A 25,002-nucleotide genomic window follows, 5' to 3' on the forward strand; every position below is an offset into this window, starting at 1 on the left:
GGCTGCCAGTCGCTTGAAGAGAGTCTTATGACGCAATATATACAGGACCCGGCTCTCTGGGCTCTTATCGCTGGGACTCCGCTTGCAGCTGCCGCCATTATTCGTGGACAGCGGGCGGCGCGTAGTTTAAAGCAGGAGAATCAAGGGCTCAGGGATCATTACGCTGAGCTCGAGAATCAATATTCCGCCTCGGTGAAAAAGGCTCAGGAGCACGCCGAAGAAGCAACGAGAACGGCGCTCAAGTCGGCGATGCGAACCCTTCAGGGGCTCGCCGCCGAACAGCAGCTCGCTATTTCGAAACTGCAGACGAAGTACGGCGAGTCGCTCATACTCCAGGATCTCCTGGAAATCGACCACATGAACTCGCAGTTCGGCCGGCGTGCTCAGTCCATCGCGGTTCTCTGCGAAGGCTGGCTTGGCCGTCAGCGCGAGATCGCCTCCGTCTATGACGTGGTCCGCAGCGCGCAGGGCAGAATCCGGCACTTCCAGCGGGTCGAGATTCTGTCGCAGGTCGATTTCGCGGTCACGAGCCGGGCCGTCGAGCCGGTGGCACTGGCTCTCGCCGAACTGCTCGACAACGCCACCAGTTATTCCGCGCCGGAATCCACGGTCGAGATCAACGTCCGCGCCGTACCCAAGGGAATCTGCATCGTCGTCGACGACGCCGGTGTGGGCATGAACGAGGAGGAGAAGACCAGGGCGGCGAAACTCCTGTCGAGTGAGCGGGCCTCGGGCGTCTCCGGGCTCGGCAATCCTCCGCAGTTCGGCTTCGCGGTGATCGGTGTGCTCTGCGAGCGCTACGGCTTCACGGTGTCCGTCGACTCCACCTCCCCCTACGGGGGTGTGCGGGCCGTGGTCCTGCTGCCGGACGAGCTGCTCACCAGCATGCCGGAACCAAAGGAGCGGGCGCAGACCGTGAGCACTGTTCCCTCGCTGAACCCGAGCGATCCCGACCCCGTCGTGGCCGCGACCACGACCGCCGACGGACTGCCCAAGCGCCGCCGCAGGCGGGCCATGGCCATCGTGCCGCAGAGTTCCGACACCGCGAGCGCGCCGGCCCGCTCCGAGGAGGAGACCGCCTCGATCATGGGCGCCTTCCAGCGCGGCACCCAGACCGGTCGAGCCGCGCACCCGGACCCCGCGGACCGGACGAGCAACGCACATGAGGCAAGCAGCGAAGGGCATGAGGTTTCGTGAACAACGATCTGTCATGGATGCTTGACGGCGTCCTGGAGATTCCTGGCGCTCTGCACGCGGTCCTGGTCTCCGCCGACGGGCTCCTGATGGCCTCCTCCAAGGGGGTCGACAGGGACACCGCGGACACCGTCGCCGCCGCGATGAGCGGCGTGCAGTCGTTGAGCCGCTCGATCGGGTTCTTCTGCGACGGGACCGACCTGAAGTGGCGCCAGACGCTGGTCGAGTTCGACGGCGGCTGGGTCTTCCTGATCTCCGCCGGTGACGGCGCCTACCTCGCGGTCTCGGCCTCCACCGACATCGACATGGCGGACATCACCTTCCGTATGCAGCAGTTGGTCGGACAGCTGGGCAAGGCGCTGACGACCCCGCCGCGCGAGAACATCGGCGCACGCCCGTGACCGACTCCGACCAGCAGGAGCCCGAGGCCGCGGAGTTAGTCCGGCCGTATGTCATCACCAACGGCCGGGATCTCCCCGAGGGCGACCAGTTCTCGCTGATCACACTGGTCACGGCCGCCGCCGACCACCCCCAGCGGCGGACCCGGCTCTCTCCCGAGGAACAGAGCCTGTTGGAGATGTGCTCCGGCGGCTACCTCTCGGTCGCCGAGATCGCCGGACACATGCACCTGCCCATGGGCGTGGTGAAGATCCTCCTCAACGCCCTGGCCGAGGGCGGATACCTCATCACGCGTGCGCCGGTGGCGCGCGCCCGCCTGGTCGACGAGCAGATACTTCAGGAGGTGCTGGATGGTCTCCGGGCCCGTTTTGGATGAGAAGGCGTACGTCCGCGGCGGAGCGGCGCAGACCGCCGTGAAGATCCTGATCGTCGGGCACTTCGCGGTCGGCAAGACCACCTTCGTCGGGACGATGTCCGAGATTCCTCCGCTGTCCACGGAGGAGACGATGACGCAGGCCGGCGAGGAGATCGACGACCTCAAGGGCGTCCGCGGCAAGACCACCACCACGGTCGCCATGGACTTCGGGCGCCTGACGATCAGCGATCACGTCGTGCTGTACCTGTTCGGTACGCCGGGACAGCAGCGGTTCGTGCAGATGTGGGAGGACATGGCGCGCGGCGCGCTGGGCGCGCTGGTGCTGGTCGACCCCGAGCGGCTGGCGGACTCCTTCGCCGTCATCGACCTGATCGAGCAGTACGGACTGGCCTACGCCATCGCCGTCAACCGCTTCGACGGTACGCCGATTCGCGAGGAGCGCGCCCTGCGCGAGGCACTGGATCTGCTGCCCGACACCCCGGTCGTCACCTGTGACGCGCGTGACGAGAAATCATCAGCCAGCGCTCTGATCACCCTCGTTCACTATCTGCAGGACCGTGCCCGCTAGGAGCAAGAATGAACACTGATTCCACCGTTCCCGTGCCCCCGCCCGGGTGCCCGGCTCACGCCACGGGTGAGCCGGTGCCGCTGTACGGCTCGGAGTTCGCGGCCGATCCGCAGGCCTATTACGAGTACATGCGTCACTACGGGCCGACCGCACCGGTCGAACTCGCCCCGGGTGTCGAGGCGACCCTGGTCACGGATTACTCGGCGGCGCTCCAACTGCTCCAGAACGCGAGTTCCTTCCGAAAGGACTCGCGCCGCTGGCGGGACTTCAACGACGGCGTGATCAGTCCGGACAGCCCGGTGCTTCCGCTTCTCGTGTACCGGCCCAACTGCATGTTCAGTGACGGCGCCGAACACATGCGGCTGCGGCAGGCCGTCACGGACAGTTTCGCGCGTGTCGACTCGCACTGGCTGAGCGAGAGCACCGAGCGGGTCTCGAACTACCTCATCGCACAGTTCGGTACGCGTGGCTCGGCCGATCTGCTCAACGACTACGCCAAGCTGCTGCCGCTCTTCGTCTTCAACGAACTCTTCGGCTGCCCCGCCGAGATCGGTGACCGCGTTCTCTTCGGTATATCCGGCATCTTCGACGGCGTGAACGCCGAGAAGGCGAACGAGGTGCTGTCCCAGGCGGTGGGCGAGCTGGTGGCCCTCAAGCGATCGCGCCCCGGCGACGACGTCACCTCCTGGCTGATGCAGCATCAGGCGGCCCTGACCAACGAGGAGATGGCACATCAGCTCGTCCTCCTCCTGGGAGCGGGCGCCGAACCACTGCGCAACCTCATCTCGAACACCCTGCACCTGCTGCTCACCGACGACCGTTACGCGGCGGGCGGGCTGATCGAGGAGGCGATCGACACCACGCTGTGGAAGAACCCGCCCATGGCCAACTACGCGCCGCACTACCCGGCGGCCGACATGGAGTTCGCCGGACAGAAGCTGGCGGCCGGCGATCTGGTCCTGGTCAGTTTCGCGGCGGCCAACACCGACCCGGCGCTCGCGGCGTCCCGCCACGCCTCCAGCAACCGGTCCCACCTGGCGTGGAGCGCCGGACCGCACGCCTGCCCGGCGAAGGACCCCGCCCGGCTCATCACCGTGGCGGCCATCGAGAACCTCTTCAACCGGCTGCCCGACGTCGAGCTGGCGGTCCCCGAGGACAGTCTGACCTGGCGACCCGGCCCCTTCAACCGGGCCCTGGCCGCGCTCCCGGCCCGCTTCCACCCGGTGCGGGCCGTACGGCAGCAGCCGGACGCGCAGCAACAGCCGGGGGCCGCGGCGCGGAGCGAGCAGGGCGGCGCACCGGGCCGGCAGGACCGCGGCGGCCTGTGGAGTTCGTTCCTCTCCTGGTGGAAGGCGTGAGCTACGCAACATCCGGCAACATCCGCACACAGCATGAACTTTCAACCGTGGGGGTAGGGAAGAGCGCGGCATCCGTGTTGTAACACAAGTTAAAGGAGGTGTCGTGGAGCCCTCGTCCACCGACGCCACTTCAGCTCAGCACCGCGCAGCAGTCCACCGTCCCCGACGACCGGCCCCGCGGAGGAGTTCCCACCCCCGCCGGGCCATACGCATCACACCGCACAGGCCGGAAGGCGAGATACCCGCCCGCACAGGCGGGTATCTTTTTGCCCGCTCTCCGGAGCCCCGCTCCCGCCGGGCTCCCGTCCCGCCCCACTCGTGGCACGCGAACCCCGCGTCGCGCCAGGAGGGTTGCCGGTGATCTCCTCCCGTCTCAGCGGTGGAATCGTGGCAACCCAGCCACTGGGCACCTTCGTGTCGGACCAGTTACTACGGCTGTGCCAGGCCGTGGGGCTGCACCGGTCCGACGCCGAGGTCTACGCGCGTGTCCTGACGGACTGTCTGGGCACCGGAGCGGAACGGCCGTTGGACCAGCCGCCGCCCCACCCGAGCTTCCTGTCCGACGACCACACGCCGGTCGAGTACTCCCTCGCCCTCGTCCCCGACGCGCCCCCGACCCTGCGGGTGCTGCTGGAACCGGGGTACGCGTCCGGGACCCTGGCACAACAGGGCCGTACCGGACTGCGTGTCGTCCGCGCCCTGGCGAGGCGTTGGGGCTTCTCCACGGAGCGGCTCGACGGTGTGGAGGACCTGTTCTTCCCTCCGGACCCCCAGGGCCCCCTGGCGCTGTGGATCGCTCTGGAACTGCTTCCCGGCGGGGTGCCCAAGGTCAAGATCTATCTGAACCCCGCGGCGTCCGGGCCGGACCGGGCCGCCGAGACCCTGCGCGAGGCGCTGGACAGACTCGGCCACCGGCAGGCGTTCGACGCACTGCCCCCGGCGGACGGCTATCCCTTCCTCGCCCTCGACCTCGGTGACTGGGAGACACCTCGGGTGAAGGTCTACGTCACCCATCGCGACGCGTCGGCCGCCGACGCCGGCTCGCTGTCCCGCAGTGAGCCCGGCCCGGGACGGGAGACCGTCGAGGAGTTCTTCCGGGTCGCGGCGGGCCTGGAGGGAGCGGACCGGTACTCCGGCGTGGGGGAGGCCGTCCGGCTGGCGGGACGGCCCGTGCTCTCCTGCCACTCCTTCACGGAGACGGCGACCGGTCTGCCGAGCGGCTTCACCCTCCACGTGCCCGTACGGGACTACGTCCGGCACGACGGGGAGGCGCACGCCCGTGCCACGGCCGTGCTGCGCCGCCACGGAATGGACCCCACCGTGCTCGACCGGTCGCTGGCCACCGTCAGCTCGCGACCGCTGCACGACGGAGTCGGTCTCATCGCGTACCTGGCGCTGGTCCACGAACGGAACCGGCCGCCACGTGTTACCGCGTACATCTCCTCGGAGGCGTACGCGGTGCGGCCGCCGCTGCCCGCCAGGCCGCGTCACCAGCCGTTCTCTTCCCCCCGCGCGGCGCGTACCGAGCCGCGCGAAACCCTCCACTCAGTAGGACACGGAAAGGCAGGAGCAGAAATCAGGATGGAGCCGTACCGGATCAAAGTCGTCGAACCCATTCCGCTCACGACGCCCCAGCAGCGCAAGGCGGCCATCGAACGGGTGCACTACAACCTCTTCGACCTGCGTGCCGACGAGGTGACCATCGACCTGCTGAGCGACTCGGGCACGGGCGCCCTGTCGTCGGCGCAGCTCGCCGTGGGCATGGCCGGTGACGAGTCCTACGCGGGCTCGCGCTCCTTCTACCGTTTCCGGGAGACGGTGTCGGAACTGACCGGCTACACCCACATATTGCCGGCCCACCAGGGGCGTGCGGCGGAACGCATCCTCTTCTCCAACCTTCTCGAACCCGGCGACACCGTCCTGTCCAACACGCACTTCGACACCACCCGCGCCAACGTGGAGCTCAACGGCTGCGTGGCCCGCGACCTGCCGTGCCCCGAGGCCCGCAACCTGGACAGCCGGGAGCCGTTCAAGGGGAACATCGACCTGGGGGCGCTGGAGCAGGCGCTGGGCGAATCGACCGGCTCGCGCGTCGCCGCGGTGGTCATGACGATCACCAACAACGGTGGTGGCGGTCAGCCCGTCTCCATGGAGAACCTGCGGCGGGCGTCGGAACTGTGCCGCCGCCATTCCGTCCCGCTGATCCTGGACGCGGCCCGGTTCGCCGAGAACGCCTGGCTGGTCACCCGGCACGAGGAGGCGTATCGCAACCACACCCCCCGGCAGGTCGCGGAGGAAGCGTTTCGTCTGGCCGACGGCTGTGTGATGAGCGCCAAGAAGGACGGCATCGTCCACATCGGTGGCTTCATCGGGCTGAACGACCCGGAGCTCGCCCAGAAGTGCGAACTCCTCCTGATCGCCACCGAGGGGTTCCCCACCTACGGCGGCCTCGCCGGGCGTGACCTCGACATGATGGCCCAGGGCCTGCAGGAGGTGACCGAGCCCGCCTATCTCGCGGAGCGGGCGGAGAGCGCCGACCATCTCGCCCAACGCGTCCGTGCCGCGGGCGTCGACATCCTGGAACCGCCCGGCCTGCACGCCCTGTACCTCAACGCGGGGCGGCTGCTGCCCCACATACCGCCTCACCAGTACCCCGGCCACGCCCTGGCCTGCCGGCTCTATCTGGAGGGCGGCATCCGCTCGGCCGAACTCGGCTCGCTCTACCTCGGCGAGGAGGACGAGGACGGGAACCCGGTCAAGAGCCCGCCGTACGAACTGGTCAGGCTGGCGCTGCCGCGTCGTGTGTACACCCGCAGCCACTACGACCACGTCGGCAGGACCCTGGAACGGATCGCCAAGACCGCGGAGTCCGTGCGCGGTTACCGGATCGTGGAGCAGTCCCCGATCCTGCGGCACTTCCGCGCCAAGCTCCAGCCGGTGACCGGCTAGCACGGCGGCGGGGGTGGCGCGCGACGAGTCCCGCGGGCCGTCGAGCGCCACCCCCGCCGGTGGAACCGGGCTTCCTCGTCCGCGGCGGAAACGCGGATGCGGGTGCCGCAGGGGGCCATCTCCGGGCTGCGGCGGTTCCGGCGCGGTTCCGGCCGGGTTCCGGGGCTGGGAGCCGACCGTCGGTCCGGACGGCGACGTGGGCCGATTCCCGGATGGGGGGGCATGTGGTGCTCGCCGATCCGGACGGCAACGAGTTCTCCGTACGGAGGCCCCGGCGGCGGGCCGTTGTCGGGTGGGCGCCGCGGGCCCCACGGCAGCCGGTCCGGCCGAGGTCGGTGCCGACTCCGGCCGGGGCGCTCCCGGCGGGTTCAGGACAGGCGGCCCACGTGGGCGAGGGCCTGCTTGAGGAGGGCGCCGTGACCGCCCGGCATCTCGTTGAGGACCACGGACGTCGACGCCTCCTCCGGGCTGAACCAGACCAGGTCGAGGGCGTCCTGCCGGGGACGGCAGTCGCCGGTGACCGGGACGATGTAGGCGAGTGACACCGCGTGCTGGCGTGGGTCGTGGAAGGGCGTGATGCCCTGCGTCGGGAAGTACTCGGCGACGGTGAAGGGCTGCAGGGAGGTGGGGATGCGGGGCAGCGCCACCGGCCCGAGGTCCTTCTCCAGATTCCGCAGCAGGGCGTCGCGGACCCGCTCGTGGTGCAGCACGCGGCCGGAGACGAGGGTGCGGCTGACGGTTCCGTCCGGCCCTATGCGCAGCAGCAGTCCGATGCTGGTGACTTCGCCGTTGTCGTCGACGCGCACCGGCACGGCCTCGACGTACAGGATCGGCATACGGGCCCGCGCCATCTCGAGCTCGTCGGGGGTCAGCCAGCCGGGCGTGGTCTCGGTCATGTCAGACATTGGCTGATCATACTTTCAACCCCTCCGGATTTGCGTGCGCCGCTCGACGCGACACGGGGGAACGGCGCCTCCTTCGTGGACGAACGCCCGCCCGCTGAAGAGACGGTCCGCCGCGGATCCACGGCCACCGCGGAGGGCTTGTTCCAGGTGAATGCGTCAACCACCATGGTGGGCAATGAGTAATGAATTGAACCAGGATCTCGTGGTCGGCCTGGACGCCGGAGGCACTCGCACCCGCGCCGTTCTGGCGTTCGCCGCGACCGGACGCACCGTGGGCGAGGCCGTGGCGGGACCGGGCAACGCCCTGACGGTTCCGCTGCCGCGGCTCACCGATCACCTCGCCGAGGCCATCGGCCGGTCGGTGCCGGAGCGGGTCCGCGGCGGTGTCGTGGCCGTGGTCGGCGGATTCGCCGGTTCCGCGGGCTTCGCGGAATTCGCGGGCGGGGACCCGGGGCGGCTGAACGCCCTCGCGGCGCTGACCGAGGCGCTGCGGCGGCTGGGCATCGCGCCGCGGACGGTCGGTGTGAGCAGCGACGTCGAGGCGGCCTTCGCCTCTGCTCCCGGAACTCCCGCCGACGGGCTGGCCCTGGTCGCCGGCACCGGAGCGGTCGCGACCCGCGTCGCCGGACACCGCTGCGCGGCCACCGTGGACGGCGACGGCTGGCTGCTCGGTGACGAGGGCAGCGGGTTCTGGATCGGGCGCGGCGCGGTACGCGCGGCCCTGCGCATGGCGGACGGGCGCGGCGGCCCCACGACGCTGGCCCGGACGGTCGGTTTGGCCCTGGGACTGCCCGCCGGTCTTCTGGAGGGGGCTGGAGGAACCGGAGAGGCCAGAGGGACCGGAAAGGCCGGAGAGGCCAGAGGGACCGAGGAGGCCGGAGAGGCCAGAGGGACCGAAGAGGCCAGAGGGACCGAAGAGGCCAGAGGAACGGAAGGGGCCGAGAGCGCCGGGCGTGCCGAGGGTGCCGCCGCGGGATGGTCCGCGGCGCGGCGCGAGGCCTACCGCATGCGGCTGCTGCCCACCGTGATGGCGCAGCCACCGATCACACTCGCCCGGCTCGCTCCGCTGGTGGCCGAGGCGGCCCGCGACAAGGACCCGGTCGCGGAGGCGATCCTGCGCGAGGCGGTGGACCATCTGACGGCCGCGGTGCGCGCGTTGGACCCCCGGCCGGGTGAACGGATCGTCGTCACGGGCGGGTTGCTCGGCCCGGACGGTCCGCTGACCGCACCACTGACCGGGCGGCTGGAGGATCTGGGGCTGACGGTCGACCAGGTGGCGGACGGCTGCCGGGGAGCCGTGGCCCTGGCCCGGCTCGGCCACGGTGACCCGACGCGCGCCGCCGGGGCCGTGTGACCGACAGACCACGCGCGGACCCGGCAGGGGGACCGGAAGCAGGGGGCGGCAGCGGTGCGCGGGCGGGGCGCCCACGGACACGCGGGGCGGCCGGGAGGGCTCAGCGGGCGCGGCGGGACGTGACCGCGTGCTGTCCCGCGATGTGGCCGGTCAACGTCAGTGAGGCGCTGGCCCGTGTGTACGACAGTTGCGCGACCCGTACGTACAGGCAGTCGATGAGGACCAGGACGGAGTGACGGGCACCGATGCTGCCGGTGCGGAAGCTGGTCTCGGACGAGGCGGAGATCAGCCGGACGTCCGCGGCGCGGGCGAGCGGCGAGCGCGGGTCCGCGGTGATCGCCACGGTGGTGGCGCCGCGCTCCTTGGCGAGTTCGAAGGGCTCGATGGTCTCGCGGGTCGACCCGGAGTGGGAGATGCCGATGGCGACGTCGGCCGGGGTGAGCAGGGCCGCGGAGGTGGCCGCGGCGTGCACCTCGTTCCAGCCGCGCACCGCGCAGCCGATGCGGAAGAGGCGGACCTCGGTCTCCAGGGCCACCGCGCCGCTGCCGCCGACGCCGTACACGTCGATGCGGCGGGCGCGCGCCACGGCCTGGGCCGCGCGCTCCAGCGCGTCGAGGTCGATCCGGTCGATGGTCTGCTGGACCGCGCGCAGGTCCGCGCTGCCGACCACGGCGACCACCCGTTCGAGGTCGTCGTCGGGGGAGATGTCGGAGCCGATCTCGGCGGTGCCCCAGTCCGAGACCTCGCCGCGGCCGCGCTCCTGGGCCAGCGCGATCAGCAGGTGCTGGTAGGAATCGAGACCGACGGCCCGGCAGAACCGGGTGACGGTCGCCTGTGAGGTGCCGGTACGGCGGCCCAGTTCGGCGGCGGAGCAGTGGGTGGCGGCGGCCGGGTCCTCGAGGATCAGCTCGCCGACCTTCCGCAAGGAGCCGGTCAGCCGCGGCAGTTCGGTGCGGATCAGTGCGGTGACATCCGTCGGGGGCATCCCGCTGCCGGCGCCGGTCCGTTCCATGCTTTACCCGATCTCCTCGGCCCCGCGTGCATCCCGGGGCTTCGCGTACATCCCGGCACCCACGGGACGCTCCGGGCTGTGAATGTACCAGCCATCGTCCGACGGGCAGATTGAATCGCAGGACCGAGAACCGGGTAGGGTTCAGCCATTCATGCAGAGTCGTCTGATGTGGTGGTTCGATCCACCGGTGGGGAGTGCCACGTGTCCGCAGGATCCGTCAGCGCCGACAGCTTCGTGCGCGAGAGCCTCGCCGTCCTCGACGGCATCACCGCGTCCGCCCGCGACGACGTGCGGCGCGCCGCCGAGCTGATCGCGGACTGTGTACGCGCGGACGGCGTCGTCCAGGCCTTCGGCACCGGGCACTCACAGGCCCTCGTGCTCGAAATCGCGGGCCGGGCCGGGGGGTTGGTGCCGACCAACCGGCTGAGCATCGCCGACCTGGTGCTGTACGGCGGGGAGCGGCCGGACGTTCTCGCCGATCCGCTCCTGGAGCGGCAGTCCGGTGTCGCCGCCCGGATCTACGCGCTCGTGGAGCCGCGGCCCGAGGACCTCTTCGTCATCGTCTCCAACTCGGGCGTCAACAACGTGGTCGTGGAGATGGCCCTGCACGCCAAGGAGCGTGGGCACCGCGTCCTGGCCGTCACCTCGCTGGCCCACACGCGGGCGGTGCCCGCCTCGCACCCGAGCGGACAGAAGCTGGCCGACCTCGCCGACGTCGTCCTGGACAACGCCGCGCCGCGGGGCGACGCGCTGCTCGAACTCCCGGGCGGCGGCGCCGTCTGCGCGCTGTCCACACTCACCGGGGTGATGCTCGTGCAGATGGCCGTCGCGGAGAGCGCCGCACTCCTGCTCGCCGCCGGTGTCAGGCCGCCGGTCTACGTGTCGGCCAACGTTCCCGGCGGTTTCGAGGGCAACCTGGTACTGGAGGAGCGCTACGCGGGACGCATCCGCCGCACCGCGAGCTGACCCACGCCGCCGCGCTCCGCGTCCCGCGTCCGAACAGGCCCCTTGGAAGGGGGAGTTCGCATCAGTAAGGGAGGATTCGTCCCGAAGGGGTCCGCCGGTCGATCTCCATCTTGACCTCGCGCCCCGAGGTGGTGCGGCGGCTGGTACGAATACGGATCTGGCGGGTCATTGCGCCTCCTTGGACTCGTACGACCGGCTTCCACGCCGCCCGGTTCGGGCGCCGCGGAGTCATCTGCCCCAGCCCTGGAGGAACAGGCGCGTGCCTCAGGGGTACTGCCGGGAAAGAGGGTCCCTCCCGGCCGGCACGGCCCGGTGCGTCGCCGTGCTCTTCGGAGTTACCCCGTTCCGCGTTCGCATATTCCGTCGTCATGCCTCCGGCCAAGTCGGGCACCACGGACCGCTGGTCGCCGCGGGCCCCCGCAACCCGCCCCGGCGGACGGTCCGTCGGGTGGATGGGCCGACGAGTGGAGGGATGGACGGGCGCATGGGCAGGGGGGAAGGCAGAGGGGAAGGGGTGGGGGTGGACTGGTGAACGAAGGTGTCGCCGGGCCCGGATCGCTCTCGGCGCCCTGACCCACGCGGGTGTGCGTCCGGCATGGGCGGCAGGCCCGGCGTGGTGGATCCGGCGGCTCTCGGCTCCCGCGATCGGTTGCGCGGACTCGGACCGGCGCGGGCCCGGTTTGCGGGTTCCCGCGACTGGGTCGCGACCGGTGAGGCCGGCGGACACGGCCACGCCCTCAGCGAGAACGCGTCGCCCGTCGGTCGTGCCGACCTCCATCGTGGCGGTACCGGCCGGTCCGGCCGTGCGCCGCCCCTCGCGTCCATCCTCCGCCCGTCGGGGCCGTGCCGCCATCCGGGCCGGGGCGGCCTCCGCCGAGGGTTAACCCTCGAATGCCCCGAGGATGCATGACATGGATGCGTCAAGCTGCCATCCTTCCTCCACCTGCCGGACAGGCCCCCACGGCCTGCGCAGGGGCCCCGCACCGCACTGCTCAGCTCGTCCCGGGCAGCACATCCCGTCTGTCCGGGCTGTCACCGGTCGTCCCCGCGACCGCAGCAGTAGGAGTACGAGTGAGACGAATTCCCCGTCAGGCGGCCGCAGCCGGAGCACTGGTGGCCACCGCCGCGTTGCTGGCCGTCGGCATACAGACGGTTCCGGCGGTCGCCAAGCCCGCCGCCCCCCACCCCAGTCCGTTGCGCAGCGGAGGGCTGGAGGCCAAGCTCAGCCCGGCCCAGCACGCGGCCCTGCTGAAGAGCGCGGCGCAGAGGACGACGGCGACCGCCGGCACCCTCGGCCTCGGGGCCAAGGAGAAGCTGGTCGTCAGGGACGTCGTCAAGGACCAGGACGGCACGCTGCACACCCGCTACGAGCGCACCTACGCCGGTCTGCCGGTGCTGGGCGGCGACGTGGTCGTGCACACCCCGCCGGCCTCGCTGGCCGCCGGCACGGTGAGCAGCACCTTCAACAACAAGCGCACCATCAAGGTCGCCTCGACCACCGCGACCTTCAGCAAGTCGGCCGCCACCGGCAAGGCCCTGAAGGCCGCGAGGTCACTGGTCGCCGAGAAGGCCACCACCGACAGCGCCCGCAAGGTGATCTGGGCCGGCAGCGGCACCCCGAAGCTTGCCTGGGAGACCGTGATCGGCGGCTTCCAGGACGACGGCACCCCGAACCAGCTGCACGTCATCACCGACGCCACCACCGGTAACGAGCTCTACCGCTACCAGGGCATCGAGACCGGCATCGGCAACACGCAGTACAGCGGTCAGGTGACCCTGACGACGACGCAGTCGGGCTCCAACTACACGCTGACCGACGGCGCCCGCGGCGGCCACAAGACGTACAACCTGAACCGGGGCACGTCCGGCACCGGCACGCTCTTCTCGCAGACCAGCGACACCTGGGGCAACGGCACCACCTCCAACGCCGCGACGGCCGGCGCCGACGCGCATTACGGCGCCGCGGAGACCTGGGACTTCTACAAGAACACGTTCAACCGCAGCGGCATCAAGAACAACGGCGTGGGCGCCTACTCCCGGGTCCACTACGGCAACGCGTACGTCAACGCGTTCTGGGACGACACCTGCTTCTGCATGACGTACGGCGACGGTTCCGGCAACGCGGACCCGCTGACCGCGCTGGACGTGGCCGGCCACGAGATGAGCCACGGTGTCACCTCCAACACCGCGGGCCTCAACTACACCGGCGAGTCCGGCGGTCTGAACGAGGCGACCTCCGACATCTTCGGCACCGGCGTCGAGTTCTACGCCAACAACAGCTCCGACCCCGGTGACTACCTCATCGGCGAGAAGATCGACATCAACGGCGACGGCACTCCGCTGCGCTACATGGACAAGCCCAGCAAGGACGGGGGTTCCGCGGACAGTTGGTACTCCGGGGTCGGCAACCTGGACGTCCACTACTCCTCGGGTCCGGCGAACCACATGTTCTACCTGCTCTCGGAGGGCAGCGGCACCAAGGTGATCAACGGCGTCACCTACAACAGCACCACGTCCGACGGTGTCGCCGTCGCGGGCATCGGCCGGGCCGCCGCCCTGCAGATCTGGTACAAGGCGCTGACGACGTACATGACGTCCAGCACCAACTACGCCGCGGCCCGTACCGCCGCGCTCAACGCCGCCACCGCGCTCTACGGCGCCAACTCCACCCAGTACGCGGGGGTGGCGAACGCCTTCGCGGGCATCGCCGTCGGCAGCCACGTGACCCCGCCGTCGAGCGGTGTGACCGTCACCAACCCGGGCAGCCAGTCCTCCACCGTCGGTACCGCGGTGAGTCTGCAGGTCTCCGCCAGCAGCACCAACAGCGGCTCGCTGAGCTACGCCGCGACGGGCCTGCCCACCGGCCTGTCGATCAACGGTTCCACCGGCGCGATCACCGGGACACCGACCACGGCCGGCACCTACAGCACCACGGTCACCGTCACGGACAGCACCGGCGCGACCGGTACCGCGTCCTTCACCTGGACCGTCTCCTCGGGTGGCGGTGGCACCTGCACCTCGGCGCAGTTGCTCGGCAACCCGGGCTTCGAGTCGGGCAGCACCTCGTGGACCGCGTCGAGCGGCGTCATCACGACCGACACCGGTGAGGCGGCGCACGGCGGCTCCTACAAGGCCTGGCTCGACGGCTACGGCTCCACCCACACCGACACCGTCTCCCAGTCGGTGACGATCCCCGCCGGCTGCAAGGCCAGCTTCACCTTCTACCTGCACATCGACACCGCGGAGACCACCACCAGCACCGCGTACGACAAGCTGACGGTCACCGCCGGATCGACCACCCTGGCCGCCTACTCCAACCTCAACAAGGCCACCGGGTACGCCCAGAAGACCTTCGACCTGTCCTCGTTCGCCGGCTCCACCGTCACCCTGAAGTTCAGCGGCGTGGAGGACTCCTCGCTCCAGACCAGCTTCGTCGTCGACGACACCGCCGTCACGACCAGCTGACCGGTACCGGCCGACCGAGCCGGTTCCAGCGCTGACGTGGGCCACCCCTCCGGGTGGCCCACGTTCGTGTTCGCACCCCGCGCTCGCCGGACCGGAGCCCGGGGAATTCTTTCCAAGGCAGCGGGCGGCGGGCTATAGTCAAAAACTAGCGGTGCTAATTAATGGTTGATCTCGTCGTTCCGGTGTCCGTCAGGAGTCCTGTCGTGCGTCCTGTCCACTTCGCGGCGGCCCGCCGCACCCCCATCGGCAAGCTGCGCGGCGCCCTGTCCGGGGTGCGCCCCGACGACCTCGCCGCGACCGTGATCCGCGGGCTGCTCGCCGACGTGCCCGCGCTCGACCCGGCCAGGATCGACGACGTCTACTGGGGCGCCGCCAACCAGGCCGGTGAGGACAACCGCAACGTCGCCCGCATGGCCGTTCTCCTCGCCGGTCTGCCCGAGACCGTGCCCGGCGCGACCGTCAACCGGCTGTGCGCCTCGGGCCTGGAGGCCGTCACCACGGCGGCCCGCGCCATCGCCGCCGGCGAGGCCGACATCGTGCTCGCGGGCGGCTCCGAGTCGATGAGCCGGGCCCCCTTCGTCCTGCCCCGGCCCGACGAGGCACTGCCGCACCGCATCGAGACCGTCGACACCCGGCTCGGCTGGAGACTGGTCAACCCGGCGATGAAGGAACTGCACGGACTCCTGTCGATGGGGGAGACCGCCGAGGAGGTCGCCGCCCGGTACGGGGTCTCCCGCGAGCGCCAGGACGCGTTCGCGCTGCGCAGCCACCAGCGTGCCGCGGACGCCCGCAAGAACGGCCACTTCGACCGCGAACTGCTGCCCGTCGAGCGCCCCGACGGGATGATCGTCGACACCGACGAATGCGTACGCGAGGACACCTCGCTGGAGAAACTGTCCCGCCTCAAGCCGGTCTTCCGCGCGGGTGGCACGGTCACCGCGGGAAACGCGTCGCCCATGAACGACGGAGCGGCCGGACTGCTCCTGGTCGGCGAAGAGGCGCTGAACGACCTGGGCCTGGAGTCGCTGGGCCGGTATGTCGCCGGCGCCTCGGCGGGAGTCGACCCGGACGTCATGGGCATCGGCCCCGTTCCCGCCACGCACAAGGCGCTGGCGCGGGTCGGCTGGAGCGTCGGCGACCTCGACGAGGCCGAGTTCAACGAGGCGTTCGCGGCCCAGGCCCTCGCCTGCGTGGACCGACTCGGCATCGACCCGGAGCGGGTGAACCCCACTGGCGGCGCCATCGCGCTGGGCCACCCCCTCGGATGCTCCGGCGCCCGCATCCTCACCACCCTTCTGCACCGGATGCGCCGCAACGACGCCGGGCGCGGCCTGGCCACGATGTGCGTCGGGGTCGGACAGGGCAGCGCGGTCCTGGTCGAGCGCCCCTGACCCCGTCCCCGTGAGTGCCGAGCGAGCCCCCGGGACCGGAACCGGGGGCGACCGGCCCCGCGCGGGGATCACCTGACGGGACGCTCCTTACGCGGACGAGATGCGTGGGCATAGCATCGGTCCCCGCATGAACACGATGACGCTCTGGCACATATCCGGCTGGGAATTCGCCGCCCTCGCCGCCGCGGCACTGCTCGTCGGCTTCTCGAAGACCGCCGTCAGCGGGGCCAACACGGTCAGCCTGGCGATCTTCGCCGCCGTACTGCCCGCCCGCGCCTCCACCGGCGTGCTGCTCCCCCTCCTCATCGTCGGGGACGTGCTGGCCGTACTGACCTACCGGCGCCACGCCCACTGGCCCACGCTGTGGCGGCTGTTCCCGGCGGTCGCGGCGGGTGTCGTCCTCGGCACGCTGTTCCTGGTGTGGGCCGACGACGGGATGGTACGGACCTCGATCGGCGCGATCCTGCTGCTGATGGCGGCGGTGACGCTCTGGCGCCGCCGGGCCGCCACCCAGGAGGAGGAACCCGACGCGGTCGCGACCCGGACGGGCCGGATCAAGGCACGCTCGTACGGCGTCCTCGGCGGGTTCACCACGATGGTCGCCAACGCGGGCGGCCCGGTGATGTCGATGTACCTGCTGTCCGCCGGCTTCCGCAAACTCGGCTTCCTGGGCACCTCGGCCTTCTTCTTCCTGATCGTCAACACGTCCAAGGTGCCCTTCAGCGTGGGCCTCGGACTCATCGACGGACACTCGCTGCTCCTGGACGCGGCGCTCGCGATCTTCGTCGTACCGGGCGCGTTCCTCGGCAGATGGGCCGTGCACCGCATCAACCAGCTGCTCTTCGAACGGCTGGTGATCGCCGCGACGGTGGTGGGCGGGGTGCAGCTGCTGCTGCGCTGACCACCTCGTAGGCTCGACGCCATGTCCCCCCACGTCCTGGTCCTCGGCGGCACCACCGAGGCACGCCGGCTCGCCGCCGAACTGGCGGGCCGCCCCGGAGTGCGGGTGACCACGTCTCTCGCGGGGCGGGTGTCCCGGCCGGGTGCGCTCGAAGGGGACGTGCGCGTCGGCGGGTTCGGCGGTGCGGACGGGCTGGCGCGGTGGCTGCGCGAGCAGCGGGTGGACGCAGTCGTCGACGCCACCCACCCCTTCGCCACCCGCATCACCGAGAACGCCGTCCGCGCCGCCGCCGCGACCGGAGTCCCGGCGGTCGTCCTGCGCCGCCCGGGCTGGCAACCCGGCCCCGACGACCGGTGGCACTTCGCCGCCTCACTCACCGAGGCCGCCGCGCTCCTTCCGCCGCTGGGCCGCCGGGTCTTCCTCACCACCGGCCGCCTGGGCATGCCCGCCTTCGCGCACCTTGCCGGACTCCACTTCCTCGCCCGGTCGGTGGAGGCGCCGGAGCCGCCACTGCCGCCGGACACCGAAGTGCTCCTCGCCCGCGGCCCGTTCACGGTGGACGAGGAACGGACCCTGCTGCGCGCGCACCGCATCGACGTCCTGGTGACGAAGGACAGCGGGGGAGAGGCGACGGCCGCCAAGCTCACCGCCGCCCGCGCACTGGGCCTGCCCGTGGTCGTCGTGCGCCGGCCGCCGCTCCCGGACGGTGTGGCCGCGGCACCGGACGTGGCGTCGGTCCTGGCCCGCTTGGAGTCCGGCACCGGCTGACGCGGGCGCGGCCCGACTCGGCGGACGAACCGACCCGGCGCGGGTCCGGCCCTCCGACCCGCGCGGATGCCCACGCGGTGAAGGCGGCGGACGCGTGTCCTACCCCCGCGGACGCCTGCGCAGCAGATACGTGTCCATGATCCAGCCCTTGCGCTCGCGTGCCTCGGCGCGCAGCCGCTCGATCCGGGGCGCCGCCTCCGCTATCGGGCCGGAGACGAGGATCTCGTCGGGTGTGCCGATGTACGCGCCCCAGAAGATGTCGATGTCCTCGTCGGTGTACCGCCGGAAGGCCTGGTGGGCGTCGAGCATGACGACCACGTCGTCGACGCCTTCGGGAAAGCCCTCCGCCAGACGCCTGCCCGTGGTGATCTGGACGGGCCCGGCCACCCGGTTGAGCCCCGTGCGGTGCCGGGCGACGAGCGCGGAGACGCTGCTGATGCCGGGCACGACGTCGTACGTGAACGCCACCGCGCCCCGGTCCAGGATCTCCTCCAGGATCCCGAGCGTGCTGTCGTACAGCGCGGGATCGCCCCACACCAGGAAGGCGCCGCTCTCGTCCTCGCCCAGCTCCTCGGCGATGAGCCGCTGGTAGATGTCGGCGCGGGCGCTGCGCCAGTCCCCCACGGCGGGGGAGTAGGCGGCGCCGTCGGCGGCCCGGTCGCGGTCCGGGTCGCGGGCCTCGACCAGGCGGTACGCCCCGTCGGGCAGGTGGGCGTCGAGGATGTCACGGCGCAGCTGGACGAGGTCCGACTTCGCCTCGCCCTTGCCCAGGACGAAGAACACGTCCGTGCTCCGCAGCGCCTTGACCGCCTGGAGGGTGAGCTGGTCGGGGTCGCCCGCGCCGATGCCGATGACATGAATCTTTCGCACACCCCGAGTCTGCCGCACGCCACCGACAGCGGACGCACCGCGTCCGCCCGAGGTTCGCGCCCGGCCCGGACCAGCGCGTGGAACGGCCTCTCAGCGCCTGCCCCCGCGCAACCGGGGCGCGCAGCCCCCGGCGCTGATCGCGGCACCGTCACGCTCCACGACAGCCGCCAACTCCCTCGCCCATGAAGCCAGTTCGGTCAAATCGAGCCCGTAGGGGCGGGGCCGGCCGGCCCCGCCGGTCCGCCACTCGTCGACGGCTCCGGCGCCGCGCCGCAGCAGCCGGGCGCCGCCCGTCGTATTGCCCCGGGCCGCGTGCGTGAGACCCACCGCGAGCTGGGCCAGACCCCGCCAGAGCGTGCGCTCGTCCTCGGGGCCCGACTTCCAGGCGTCCTCGAAGACCTCGTGCGCGTGGAACGGCCGCCCCGCGTCCAGCAGCGCCTGTGCCTCGGTCACCGTCCGCTCGGGGTCTCGCACGACGCCCTCCGGCTGCCGCTCGACGCCGTCGGCGCCGTACGGCAGAGGGCGGCCCAGCCCGTCCCGCGGCCGGGCGTTGCGCGCCCTGCCCTCGGTGTCCCGATCCCGCGCGCCGTTCTGCCGACTTCCGGATGTCCCGCTCATGCCCCGATTGTCGCTCGCCCCGCGCCGTCTTCGGAGCAGCCCCCGCTGTGGGGTAAAGTTCTGTTCGCACGATCCCGCGGGACATCGCGGGGGAACGCATCGGGACGTGGCGCAGCTTGGTAGCGCACTTGACTGGGGGTCAAGGGGTCGCAGGTTCAAATCCTGTCGTCCCGACGGTGCGAAGGGTCTTCACGGGCGACAGCCTGTGAGGGCCCTTTTTTCGTGCGCCCGGGGATGCCCGTGTGAGCCGGCACACCCGCCGTGACTGTCAACTCTCCTTGCCCCAGGGGCAATTAACCGGTCCCTCATTGGCCCCCGCGCGCCGTGCGGTCTACCATCGCCGTCGGCCGAATACCCCGCGGGGTATGCCTCGGGAGTGTCTCCCGCAGACGGCAAGGAGTCCCTCATGTCCTCCATGTCCTCCCTGTTCTCCCTGTGCCGCGTGCCCGGTCCCGCCCGTGACCACCACCGGGTGCTGATCGTCGGTGGCGGCACCGCCGGGATCACGACCGCCGCGCGGCTGCGCCGAGCCGGTGTCACCGGCGTCGCGGTCCTCGAACCGGCCGGCACGCACTGGTACCAGCCCCTGTGGACCCTGGTCGGCGGCGGCAGGGCCCCGCTGTCCCTCACCCACCGCCCCGAAGCGTCCGTGATGCCCCGGCGGGTGCGCTGGATCCGCGAGGCCGCCACCGCCGTGGATCCCGAGGCGCGGACCGTCACCACCACCGGCGGCGTCCACGGCTACGACTTCCTGGTGATGGCCCCCGGCCTGCGGCTCGACTGGGGCGAGGTCCCCGGCCTCGACACGGCCGTCGGGCACGGTGCCGTCTCCAGCAACTACTCCCACGAGTACGCACCCCACACCTGGGAGCTGATCCGCGGCCTGCGCTCGGGCACCGCGGTCTTCACCCAGCCCGCCGGCCCCATCAAGTGCGGCGGCGCCCCGCAGAAGATCGCCTACCTGGCTGCCGACCACTGGCGCAGGCAGGGGGTCCTGAACCGCATCCGGGTCATCCTCGTCCTGCCGGCCGACTCCATGTTCGGGGTGCCGGTCTGGTGCCGGGCCCTGGAACGGGTCGCCGACCGCTACGGCATCGAGGTCCGGCTGAACTCGGAGATGACCTCCGTGGACGGCGCCGCCCGGCGGCTGACCGTGGCCGACCGCGCCGCCGGTACCGAGGAGAGCCTCGCCTTCGACCTGCTCCACGCCGTACCGCCGCAGAGCGCCCCCGACTGGGTCGGGCACGGTCCGCTGGCCGACCCCGCGAGCCCGTACGGCTATGTCGAGGCCGACCCGTACACGCTGCGCCACCCGCGCCACCGCGACGTCTTCGCCCTCGGCGACGTCGCGAACCTGCCCACCTCCAGGACCGGCGCCGCCGTCCGCAGACAGGCGCCCGTCGTGGTCGCCAACCTGCTGGCCGCGATGAAGGGGGAGCGGGGTGACCGGCGCCGCTACGACGGCTACACCTCCTGTCCGCTCGTCACCGCCCGCGACCGGGTGCTGCTCGCCGAGTTCGACTACGCCCGGCGGCCCGCCCCCAGCATCCCGCTGGTCGACACGGCCAAGGAGCGCCGCGACATGTGGCTGCTCAAGCGCTACGGCCTGCCCGCCCTGTACTGGCACGGCATGTTGAAGGGGCGCGCCTGACGGACCGGCGCGGCCGGAGCCGGGCGGGTCGGGGGCGATGTGTCCGTCGACGGTGTGACCTCGGGGGCGGGACGTTTCGAGCGTGGTCGAAAGAAGTTCCCTGCCCGGCGCCGAACTTGCAAGGTTGCCTTGTGGGATCACGCGGGACGCGCGGTCCCGCCCGGGAAGCACCGGGACTCCACCACGGGGAAGGGCAGCAAGACCATGAGGATGAGGACCAGGGCGTTGACCACGGCGGGTGTCGGCGCGTTCGCCGCCGCCCTGCTTGTGACCGGCGCCGGCGGGGCGCAGGCCGCGGCGGCGGGACTGCCGTACGCCGTCACTCCGTACGTGAACGTCAACGTCCGCTCCGGCCCGTCGAGCCAGACCGGTATCACCGGGCACGTCACCGCGGGGGATCCGCGCGGCGCGTCGTGCTGGACCCACGGCGAGACCATCCGCGACAACGGCTATGTCAACGACGTCTGGGTGCGGCTGGCCGAGGGCTATGTGAGTGCCGTGTATCTCAAGGGTGACCAGTACGGCGGACTGCCCGCGTCGGCCACCTGCTGACCTGACGCGGTGCCCGGTTCCGGACGGAGCCGGGCACCGCGTCATGCCGGATCGCGTCCTGTCCCTTCGCGCCGGCCTGACCCTCCCCGATCTGCCGCACGTCCGATCTGCCCCGCCCTGATCCGAGCCGCCGCCACATCCGCCGGGCGCGCACCACGCTCCACGATCTTCCGGGCCCGGGTGACGGGCCGGCCCCGGACACCGCCGTGACCCCGGCGCCCACGCGTTCGCGCTCGCCCCCGTGGGCCCGACAGTGATCGGCGCGGACCTCTCCCGCGGGTCAGCCGCGCCATGCCACCGAGCGACTGCCGGTCTTCGCGGACGGCTCCCTCCCCGCGCCGCCTGCGCGCCCGCCGGTACCGACGTATTTATGTACCGACATATCAGATGTATCCGGCGTATCCATGTATTGACGTACGCGACTGCGCCGCCGTGCTGTGCGAGGGCTCCCAAGTGCTGCGCCCCGCCGGAACACCACCGGCCGCGCGCCCGTGGAACCGCGGCATGGGAGGGTGTCGTGGGTGGTGGTGTGCGCCGGGGCGACACTCCCGGGAGGTTCCCGCCCGTGAGCGGCTCAAGGTGCCTGAGGATCTCTCGCCGGGTAGAGATCGTATCCGGGCCACGGGTTGGGAGTCGCGGATCAGAATGATGGTGGGATGCCACAGGGCGCGAGCCCTGCGAGCGAGGGCGTCGGCCTGCCGGAGGGCGGCGGCGGTGCTCTCCTGGTCCCCGCTCATTCCGCTGGACCGGACGCTCGGTCGGCCCTTCTCGGACACCTCGCCTCGGCCGACGGACCTGGCACGGACGGCTGACCCGGCACGCTCGTCGCACCCGCGTCCCGGGAGAGATACCGGCTGCCCCGTGGCGCCCGCGGACCTGCTCCCCGTGGGGCGCGCGGTCCCGCTCCCCGTGGCGCCCGCGGCTCTGCTCCGCGTATCCGGCGTGCCCCCGCTCCCCGTATCGCGTGCCGGCCGGTCGGCGATGTCGCGCGGCCGTTCGCCACCCCCGTCGTGTGCCGCCGACACCTTGCGCCATACGACCCGGAGTGCCCCAATGATCACACCCCCGCGCGCGGTGCGCGACCGCATCCTCTCCCTGTCGCCCACGGAACTGCCCGCCTACGTATACGACTTGGCGGCACTGCGCGCCCACGCCGCGTCCGTCAGAGCCGCCCTGCCCGATCGCGTCGAGCTGTACTACGCGGTCCAGGCCAACGGGGAACCGGAGGTCCTGGCCGAGCTCGGCCCGTACGTCGACGGCTACAAGGTGTCCTCCGGCATCGAACTGGCCCACATGGCCGAGGCCGTCGTGGACCGTCCGCGGGTCTTCGGCGGCACGGAGAAGACCCCGACGGAGCTGGCGGACGCGCTGGAGCGGGGCGTGACACGCTTCCAGGTCGAGAGCGAGTACGAGCTGTACATGCTGGCGGGGCTGGCCCAGCGGCACGCTCCGGACCGCCGGGTGGCGGTGCTGCCGCGGTTCGACCTCCCGGTGCCCGACGGTCTTCTCACGGCGGACGGCGGCGGGTCCGCCACCGCCTCCGGCCTCGATCCGGCGCGGGCCGACACGATCGTCGGCCTGCTCACCGACGGCAGCTATCCGAACCTCGAACTGCGAGGCGTCCACGCCCACTTGGCCAACGGGGTGCACGCCGAGGAACACCTGGCGCTGGCCGAGTCCGTCGTCGCCTGGACCCTGGAACTGGCCGCCCGGAACGGTCTTCGGCTCACCGAGGTGGACATCGGGGGCGGTATGGCGGTGGACTACGACCGCCCCGAGCGCCGCTTCGACTGGCACGCGTACGGCGAGGGCCTCGCCCGGCTCGTCACGGCCCACCCGGGACTGACGCTGCGGATCGAGCCCGGCCGCGCGCTGACCGCGTACTGCGGCTGGTACGCGAGCGAGGTGCTGGACGTCGAGCACGGCTCCAGCGAGGACTTCGCCGTCATCCGTGGCGGCGCCGTCCACCTGCGCACCCCCGTGACCGGGCGGCACGACCAGCCCTGGTCCGTTCTCGAAGTGGAGCCGTGGCCGTATTCCTGGCCGCGTCCCGTGGTGCGGAGGGAGCGTGCCACCCTCACCGGCCAGCTGAGCACGCCGAAGGACGTCCTGGTCCGTGACGTCCGGGCCCAGGGCCTGCGGGCCGGTGACCGCGTGGTGTTCTCCCTCGCGGGCGCCTACACCTCGTCCGCCCCGCACCGGGCCCACACGCGCTATCCGGAACCCGGCTTCCACTTCCTGGACGCGGACGCCGACGGCGACCGGTCCCGATGACCGATGACCGTGCGACGGAACACCAGGAGTTGCCGTCGGGGGCATCGCGGCGCATCCTCGGACACGCCTGGCAGGATCGTGCGCCGGACCAGGAGAGTGGCATGACCGTCGAACCGACCGACTTCACGACAGACCTCCCGACCGCCTTCATGAACGACTCCACGGCCGACTCCACGGCCGCCTTCACGGCCGGCGTCATCGACGCCGTGTCCGCCGTGGAGCAGGGCCTGGTCCAGGAGGTCGCCGAGACCGACGACCCCTCCCTGGCAGGGGAGTTCGGCTTCCCGGCCCCCCTCCGGCACGCCCGCTTCGACCTCGTACGGGAGCAGGCATGAGCGCCATGGACACCCCGCTCGACTTCTCGTACGAGACCCGGCCGGGCCGGGTCGTCTTCCGGCCCGGCGCCGCCGTGTCCGCGACCCCCGGCGAGGTCGCCCGGCTCGGTCTGCACCGGGTGCTGGTGGTCTGCGGCAGCCGGGGCGAGGTCACCGCCCGTGCGGTCGCCGACGCGCTGGGCGGCCAGTGCGCGGGGCTGCACGCCGAGGCCCGGATGCACGTACCCGCCGAGGTCGCCGCCCGAGCCGTCGAGGTGGCCCGCGAGATACGGGCCGACGGCTGCGTGGCGGTCGGCGGAGGCTCGGCGATCGGCCTCGGCAAGGCGATCGCGCTGCGTACCGGGCTGCCGCTGATCGCCGTGCCGTCCACCTACTCCGGCTCCGAGATGACCCCGGTGTGGGGTCTGACCGAGGACGGCGCCAAACGCACCGGACGCGACCTCGCCGTTCAGCCCCGAAGCGTCGTCTACGATCCCGAACTCACCCTCGGGCTCCCCGTTCCCCTCTCGGTGACCAGCGGCGTCAACGCCCTCGCGCACGCAGTCGAAGCCCTCTACGCGCCCGACGCCTCGCCCCTCGTCTCGCTCATGGCCGAGGAGGGGGTCCGGGCGATGACGGGCGCCCTGCCGGCCGTGGCCGCCGCCCCCGGCGACCTCGACGCGCGCAGCCGCGCCCTGTACGGCGCGTGGCTGTGCGGTGCCTGCCTCGGCGCCACCACCATGGGCCTGCACCACAAGCTGTGCCATGTCCTCGGCGGCACCTTCGGCCTCCCGCACGCCGAGACGCACACGGTGGTCCTGCCCTACGTCCTCGCCTACAACGCGTCCGCCGCGCCCCGGGCGATCGCCACGCTGTCCCGGGCGCTCGGCACGGACGACGTCCCGCGCGCCCTGCGGGAGCTCGCCAGGGGCCTGGGCGCGCCGAGCACCCTCGCCGAACTCGGCCTGGAGGAGGCCGACTTGGCGGTGGCCGCGGCGCAGGCCGCCGGCCAGGCGTACCCGAACCCCCGCGAGGTCACCGCGCACGGCGTGCTGGGCCTGCTGACAGCGGCGTACGAGGGCTGGGAGCCGCGCGTCGGCTCCTGAGAGCCGGCCCG

Annotated in this window: 20 protein-coding genes, 1 tRNA gene and 1 pseudogene; 18 read left to right on the forward strand and 4 right to left on the reverse strand. The window is 71.6% G+C overall.

Annotated features, from left to right (window positions below; all coding sequences use genetic code 11):
- The first annotated feature begins 27 nt into the window (after positions 1-27).
- The 6 genes from HEP85_RS33315 to HEP85_RS33340 all read left to right on the forward strand — a co-directional run bounded on the left by HEP85_RS33315 (position 28) and on the right by HEP85_RS33340 (position 6,844).
- Positions 28-1,197 carry a sensor histidine kinase KdpD gene (locus HEP85_RS33315; RefSeq protein ID WP_168531239.1) on the forward strand — a complete coding sequence of 390 codons (1,170 nt, stop codon included), beginning with the start codon at positions 28-30 and terminating at the stop codon, positions 1,195-1,197.
- A complete protein-coding gene (locus HEP85_RS33320; RefSeq protein ID WP_168531241.1) occupies positions 1,194-1,595 on the forward strand; it encodes a roadblock/LC7 domain-containing protein in 402 nt (133 codons plus the stop codon). Before HEP85_RS33315 ends, HEP85_RS33320 begins: the two co-directional genes overlap by 4 nt.
- On the forward strand, positions 1,592-1,969 hold the full coding sequence (locus HEP85_RS33325) for a DUF742 domain-containing protein (protein WP_168531243.1): 378 nt from the start codon (positions 1,592-1,594) through the stop codon (positions 1,967-1,969). Before HEP85_RS33320 ends, HEP85_RS33325 begins: the two co-directional genes overlap by 4 nt.
- Positions 1,944-2,537 (forward strand): ATP/GTP-binding protein, encoded by a 594-nt coding sequence (locus HEP85_RS33330; RefSeq protein ID WP_168531245.1) that lies wholly within the window; start codon positions 1,944-1,946, stop codon positions 2,535-2,537. The genes HEP85_RS33325 and HEP85_RS33330 overlap by 26 nt, the downstream gene beginning before the upstream one ends.
- 8 nt (positions 2,538-2,545) lie before the next feature.
- Positions 2,546-3,895 (forward strand): cytochrome P450, encoded by a 1,350-nt coding sequence (locus HEP85_RS33335; protein ID WP_168531247.1) that lies wholly within the window; start codon positions 2,546-2,548, stop codon positions 3,893-3,895.
- A 387-nt stretch (positions 3,896-4,282) separates the two neighbouring features.
- Entirely contained in the window at positions 4,283-6,844 is a 2,562-nt protein-coding gene (locus HEP85_RS33340) for a tryptophanase (RefSeq protein ID WP_248002168.1), read from the forward strand.
- A 368-nt stretch (positions 6,845-7,212) separates the two neighbouring features.
- Here the strand turns inward: HEP85_RS33340 and HEP85_RS33345 are convergent, their stop codons facing one another.
- The gene (locus HEP85_RS33345) at positions 7,213-7,749 is read right to left on the reverse strand and encodes an NUDIX hydrolase family protein (protein ID WP_329291891.1); all 537 of its coding nucleotides are present in this window, start codon (positions 7,747-7,749) and stop codon (positions 7,213-7,215) included.
- Positions 7,750-7,924: 175 nt separating this feature from the next.
- Between HEP85_RS33345 and HEP85_RS33350 the strand changes: the two genes are divergently transcribed.
- Positions 7,925-9,103, forward strand: coding sequence for an N-acetylglucosamine kinase (locus HEP85_RS33350; RefSeq protein ID WP_369657948.1), 1,179 nt, complete (start codon positions 7,925-7,927; stop codon positions 9,101-9,103).
- A gap of 100 nt (positions 9,104-9,203) precedes the next feature.
- Here the strand turns inward: HEP85_RS33350 and HEP85_RS33355 are convergent, their stop codons facing one another.
- The gene (locus HEP85_RS33355; RefSeq protein ID WP_168534277.1) at positions 9,204-10,088 is read right to left on the reverse strand and encodes a MurR/RpiR family transcriptional regulator; all 885 of its coding nucleotides are present in this window, start codon (positions 10,086-10,088) and stop codon (positions 9,204-9,206) included.
- Positions 10,089-10,316: 228 nt separating this feature from the next.
- On the opposite strand from HEP85_RS33355, the gene HEP85_RS33360 reads away from it, so the two are divergent.
- From HEP85_RS33360 to HEP85_RS33380, 5 genes are all read left to right on the forward strand, one after another.
- Entirely contained in the window at positions 10,317-11,081 is a 765-nt protein-coding gene (locus tag HEP85_RS33360; RefSeq protein ID WP_168531249.1) for a sugar isomerase domain-containing protein, read from the forward strand.
- A gap of 1,071 nt (positions 11,082-12,152) precedes the next feature.
- Positions 12,153-14,546: a M4 family metallopeptidase gene (locus HEP85_RS33365; RefSeq protein ID WP_211118104.1), complete on the forward strand. Its 2,394-nt coding sequence runs from the start codon at positions 12,153-12,155 to the stop codon at positions 14,544-14,546.
- Between the two features lie 203 nt (positions 14,547-14,749).
- Positions 14,750-15,937 (forward strand): thiolase family protein, encoded by a 1,188-nt coding sequence (locus HEP85_RS33370; RefSeq protein WP_168531251.1) that lies wholly within the window; start codon positions 14,750-14,752, stop codon positions 15,935-15,937.
- A gap of 127 nt (positions 15,938-16,064) precedes the next feature.
- Positions 16,065-16,838: a sulfite exporter TauE/SafE family protein gene (locus tag HEP85_RS33375; RefSeq protein ID WP_168531253.1), complete on the forward strand. Its 774-nt coding sequence runs from the start codon at positions 16,065-16,067 to the stop codon at positions 16,836-16,838.
- A 21-nt stretch (positions 16,839-16,859) separates the two neighbouring features.
- On the forward strand, positions 16,860-17,606 hold the full coding sequence (locus HEP85_RS33380; RefSeq protein WP_369657949.1) for a cobalt-precorrin-6A reductase: 747 nt from the start codon (positions 16,860-16,862) through the stop codon (positions 17,604-17,606).
- 99 nt (positions 17,607-17,705) lie between these two features.
- Here HEP85_RS33380 and cobF read toward each other — a convergent pair whose 3' ends face one another.
- Entirely contained in the window at positions 17,706-18,476 is a 771-nt protein-coding gene (cobF, locus tag HEP85_RS33385; RefSeq protein WP_168531257.1) for a precorrin-6A synthase (deacetylating), read from the reverse strand.
- 90 nt (positions 18,477-18,566) lie between these two features.
- The gene (locus HEP85_RS33390) at positions 18,567-19,094 is read right to left on the reverse strand and encodes a DUF309 domain-containing protein (RefSeq protein ID WP_356014818.1); all 528 of its coding nucleotides are present in this window, start codon (positions 19,092-19,094) and stop codon (positions 18,567-18,569) included.
- A 100-nt stretch (positions 19,095-19,194) separates the two neighbouring features.
- Between HEP85_RS33390 and HEP85_RS33395 the strand changes: the two genes are divergently transcribed.
- From HEP85_RS33395 to HEP85_RS33420, 6 genes and pseudogenes are all read left to right on the forward strand, one after another.
- Positions 19,195-19,268: transfer RNA gene (locus HEP85_RS33395), tRNA-Pro, on the forward strand.
- A gap of 232 nt (positions 19,269-19,500) precedes the next feature.
- The gene (locus tag HEP85_RS33400) at positions 19,501-20,745 is read left to right on the forward strand and encodes an FAD/NAD(P)-binding oxidoreductase (protein WP_248002170.1); all 1,245 of its coding nucleotides are present in this window, start codon (positions 19,501-19,503) and stop codon (positions 20,743-20,745) included.
- Between the two features lie 225 nt (positions 20,746-20,970).
- Entirely contained in the window at positions 20,971-21,297 is a 327-nt protein-coding gene (locus HEP85_RS33405; protein WP_248002171.1) for an SH3 domain-containing protein, read from the forward strand.
- A 1,053-nt stretch (positions 21,298-22,350) separates the two neighbouring features.
- Complete coding sequence (locus tag HEP85_RS33410) at positions 22,351-23,571, forward strand: alanine racemase (protein WP_211118105.1); 1,221 nt, start codon at positions 22,351-22,353, stop codon at positions 23,569-23,571.
- Between the two features lie 200 nt (positions 23,572-23,771).
- Positions 23,772-23,906, forward strand: a pseudogene (locus HEP85_RS33415) (6-chlorohydroxyquinol-1,2-dioxygenase); the annotation flags it as partial.
- 5 nt (positions 23,907-23,911) lie between these two features.
- Positions 23,912-24,991 (forward strand): maleylacetate reductase, encoded by a 1,080-nt coding sequence (locus HEP85_RS33420; RefSeq protein ID WP_168534287.1) that lies wholly within the window; start codon positions 23,912-23,914, stop codon positions 24,989-24,991.
- Positions 24,992-25,002 lie beyond the last annotated feature (11 nt).

This window comes from Streptomyces sp. RPA4-2 (genome assembly GCF_012273515.2).
Taxonomy (GTDB): Bacteria; Actinomycetota; Actinomycetes; order Streptomycetales; family Streptomycetaceae; genus Streptomyces; species Streptomyces kaempferi.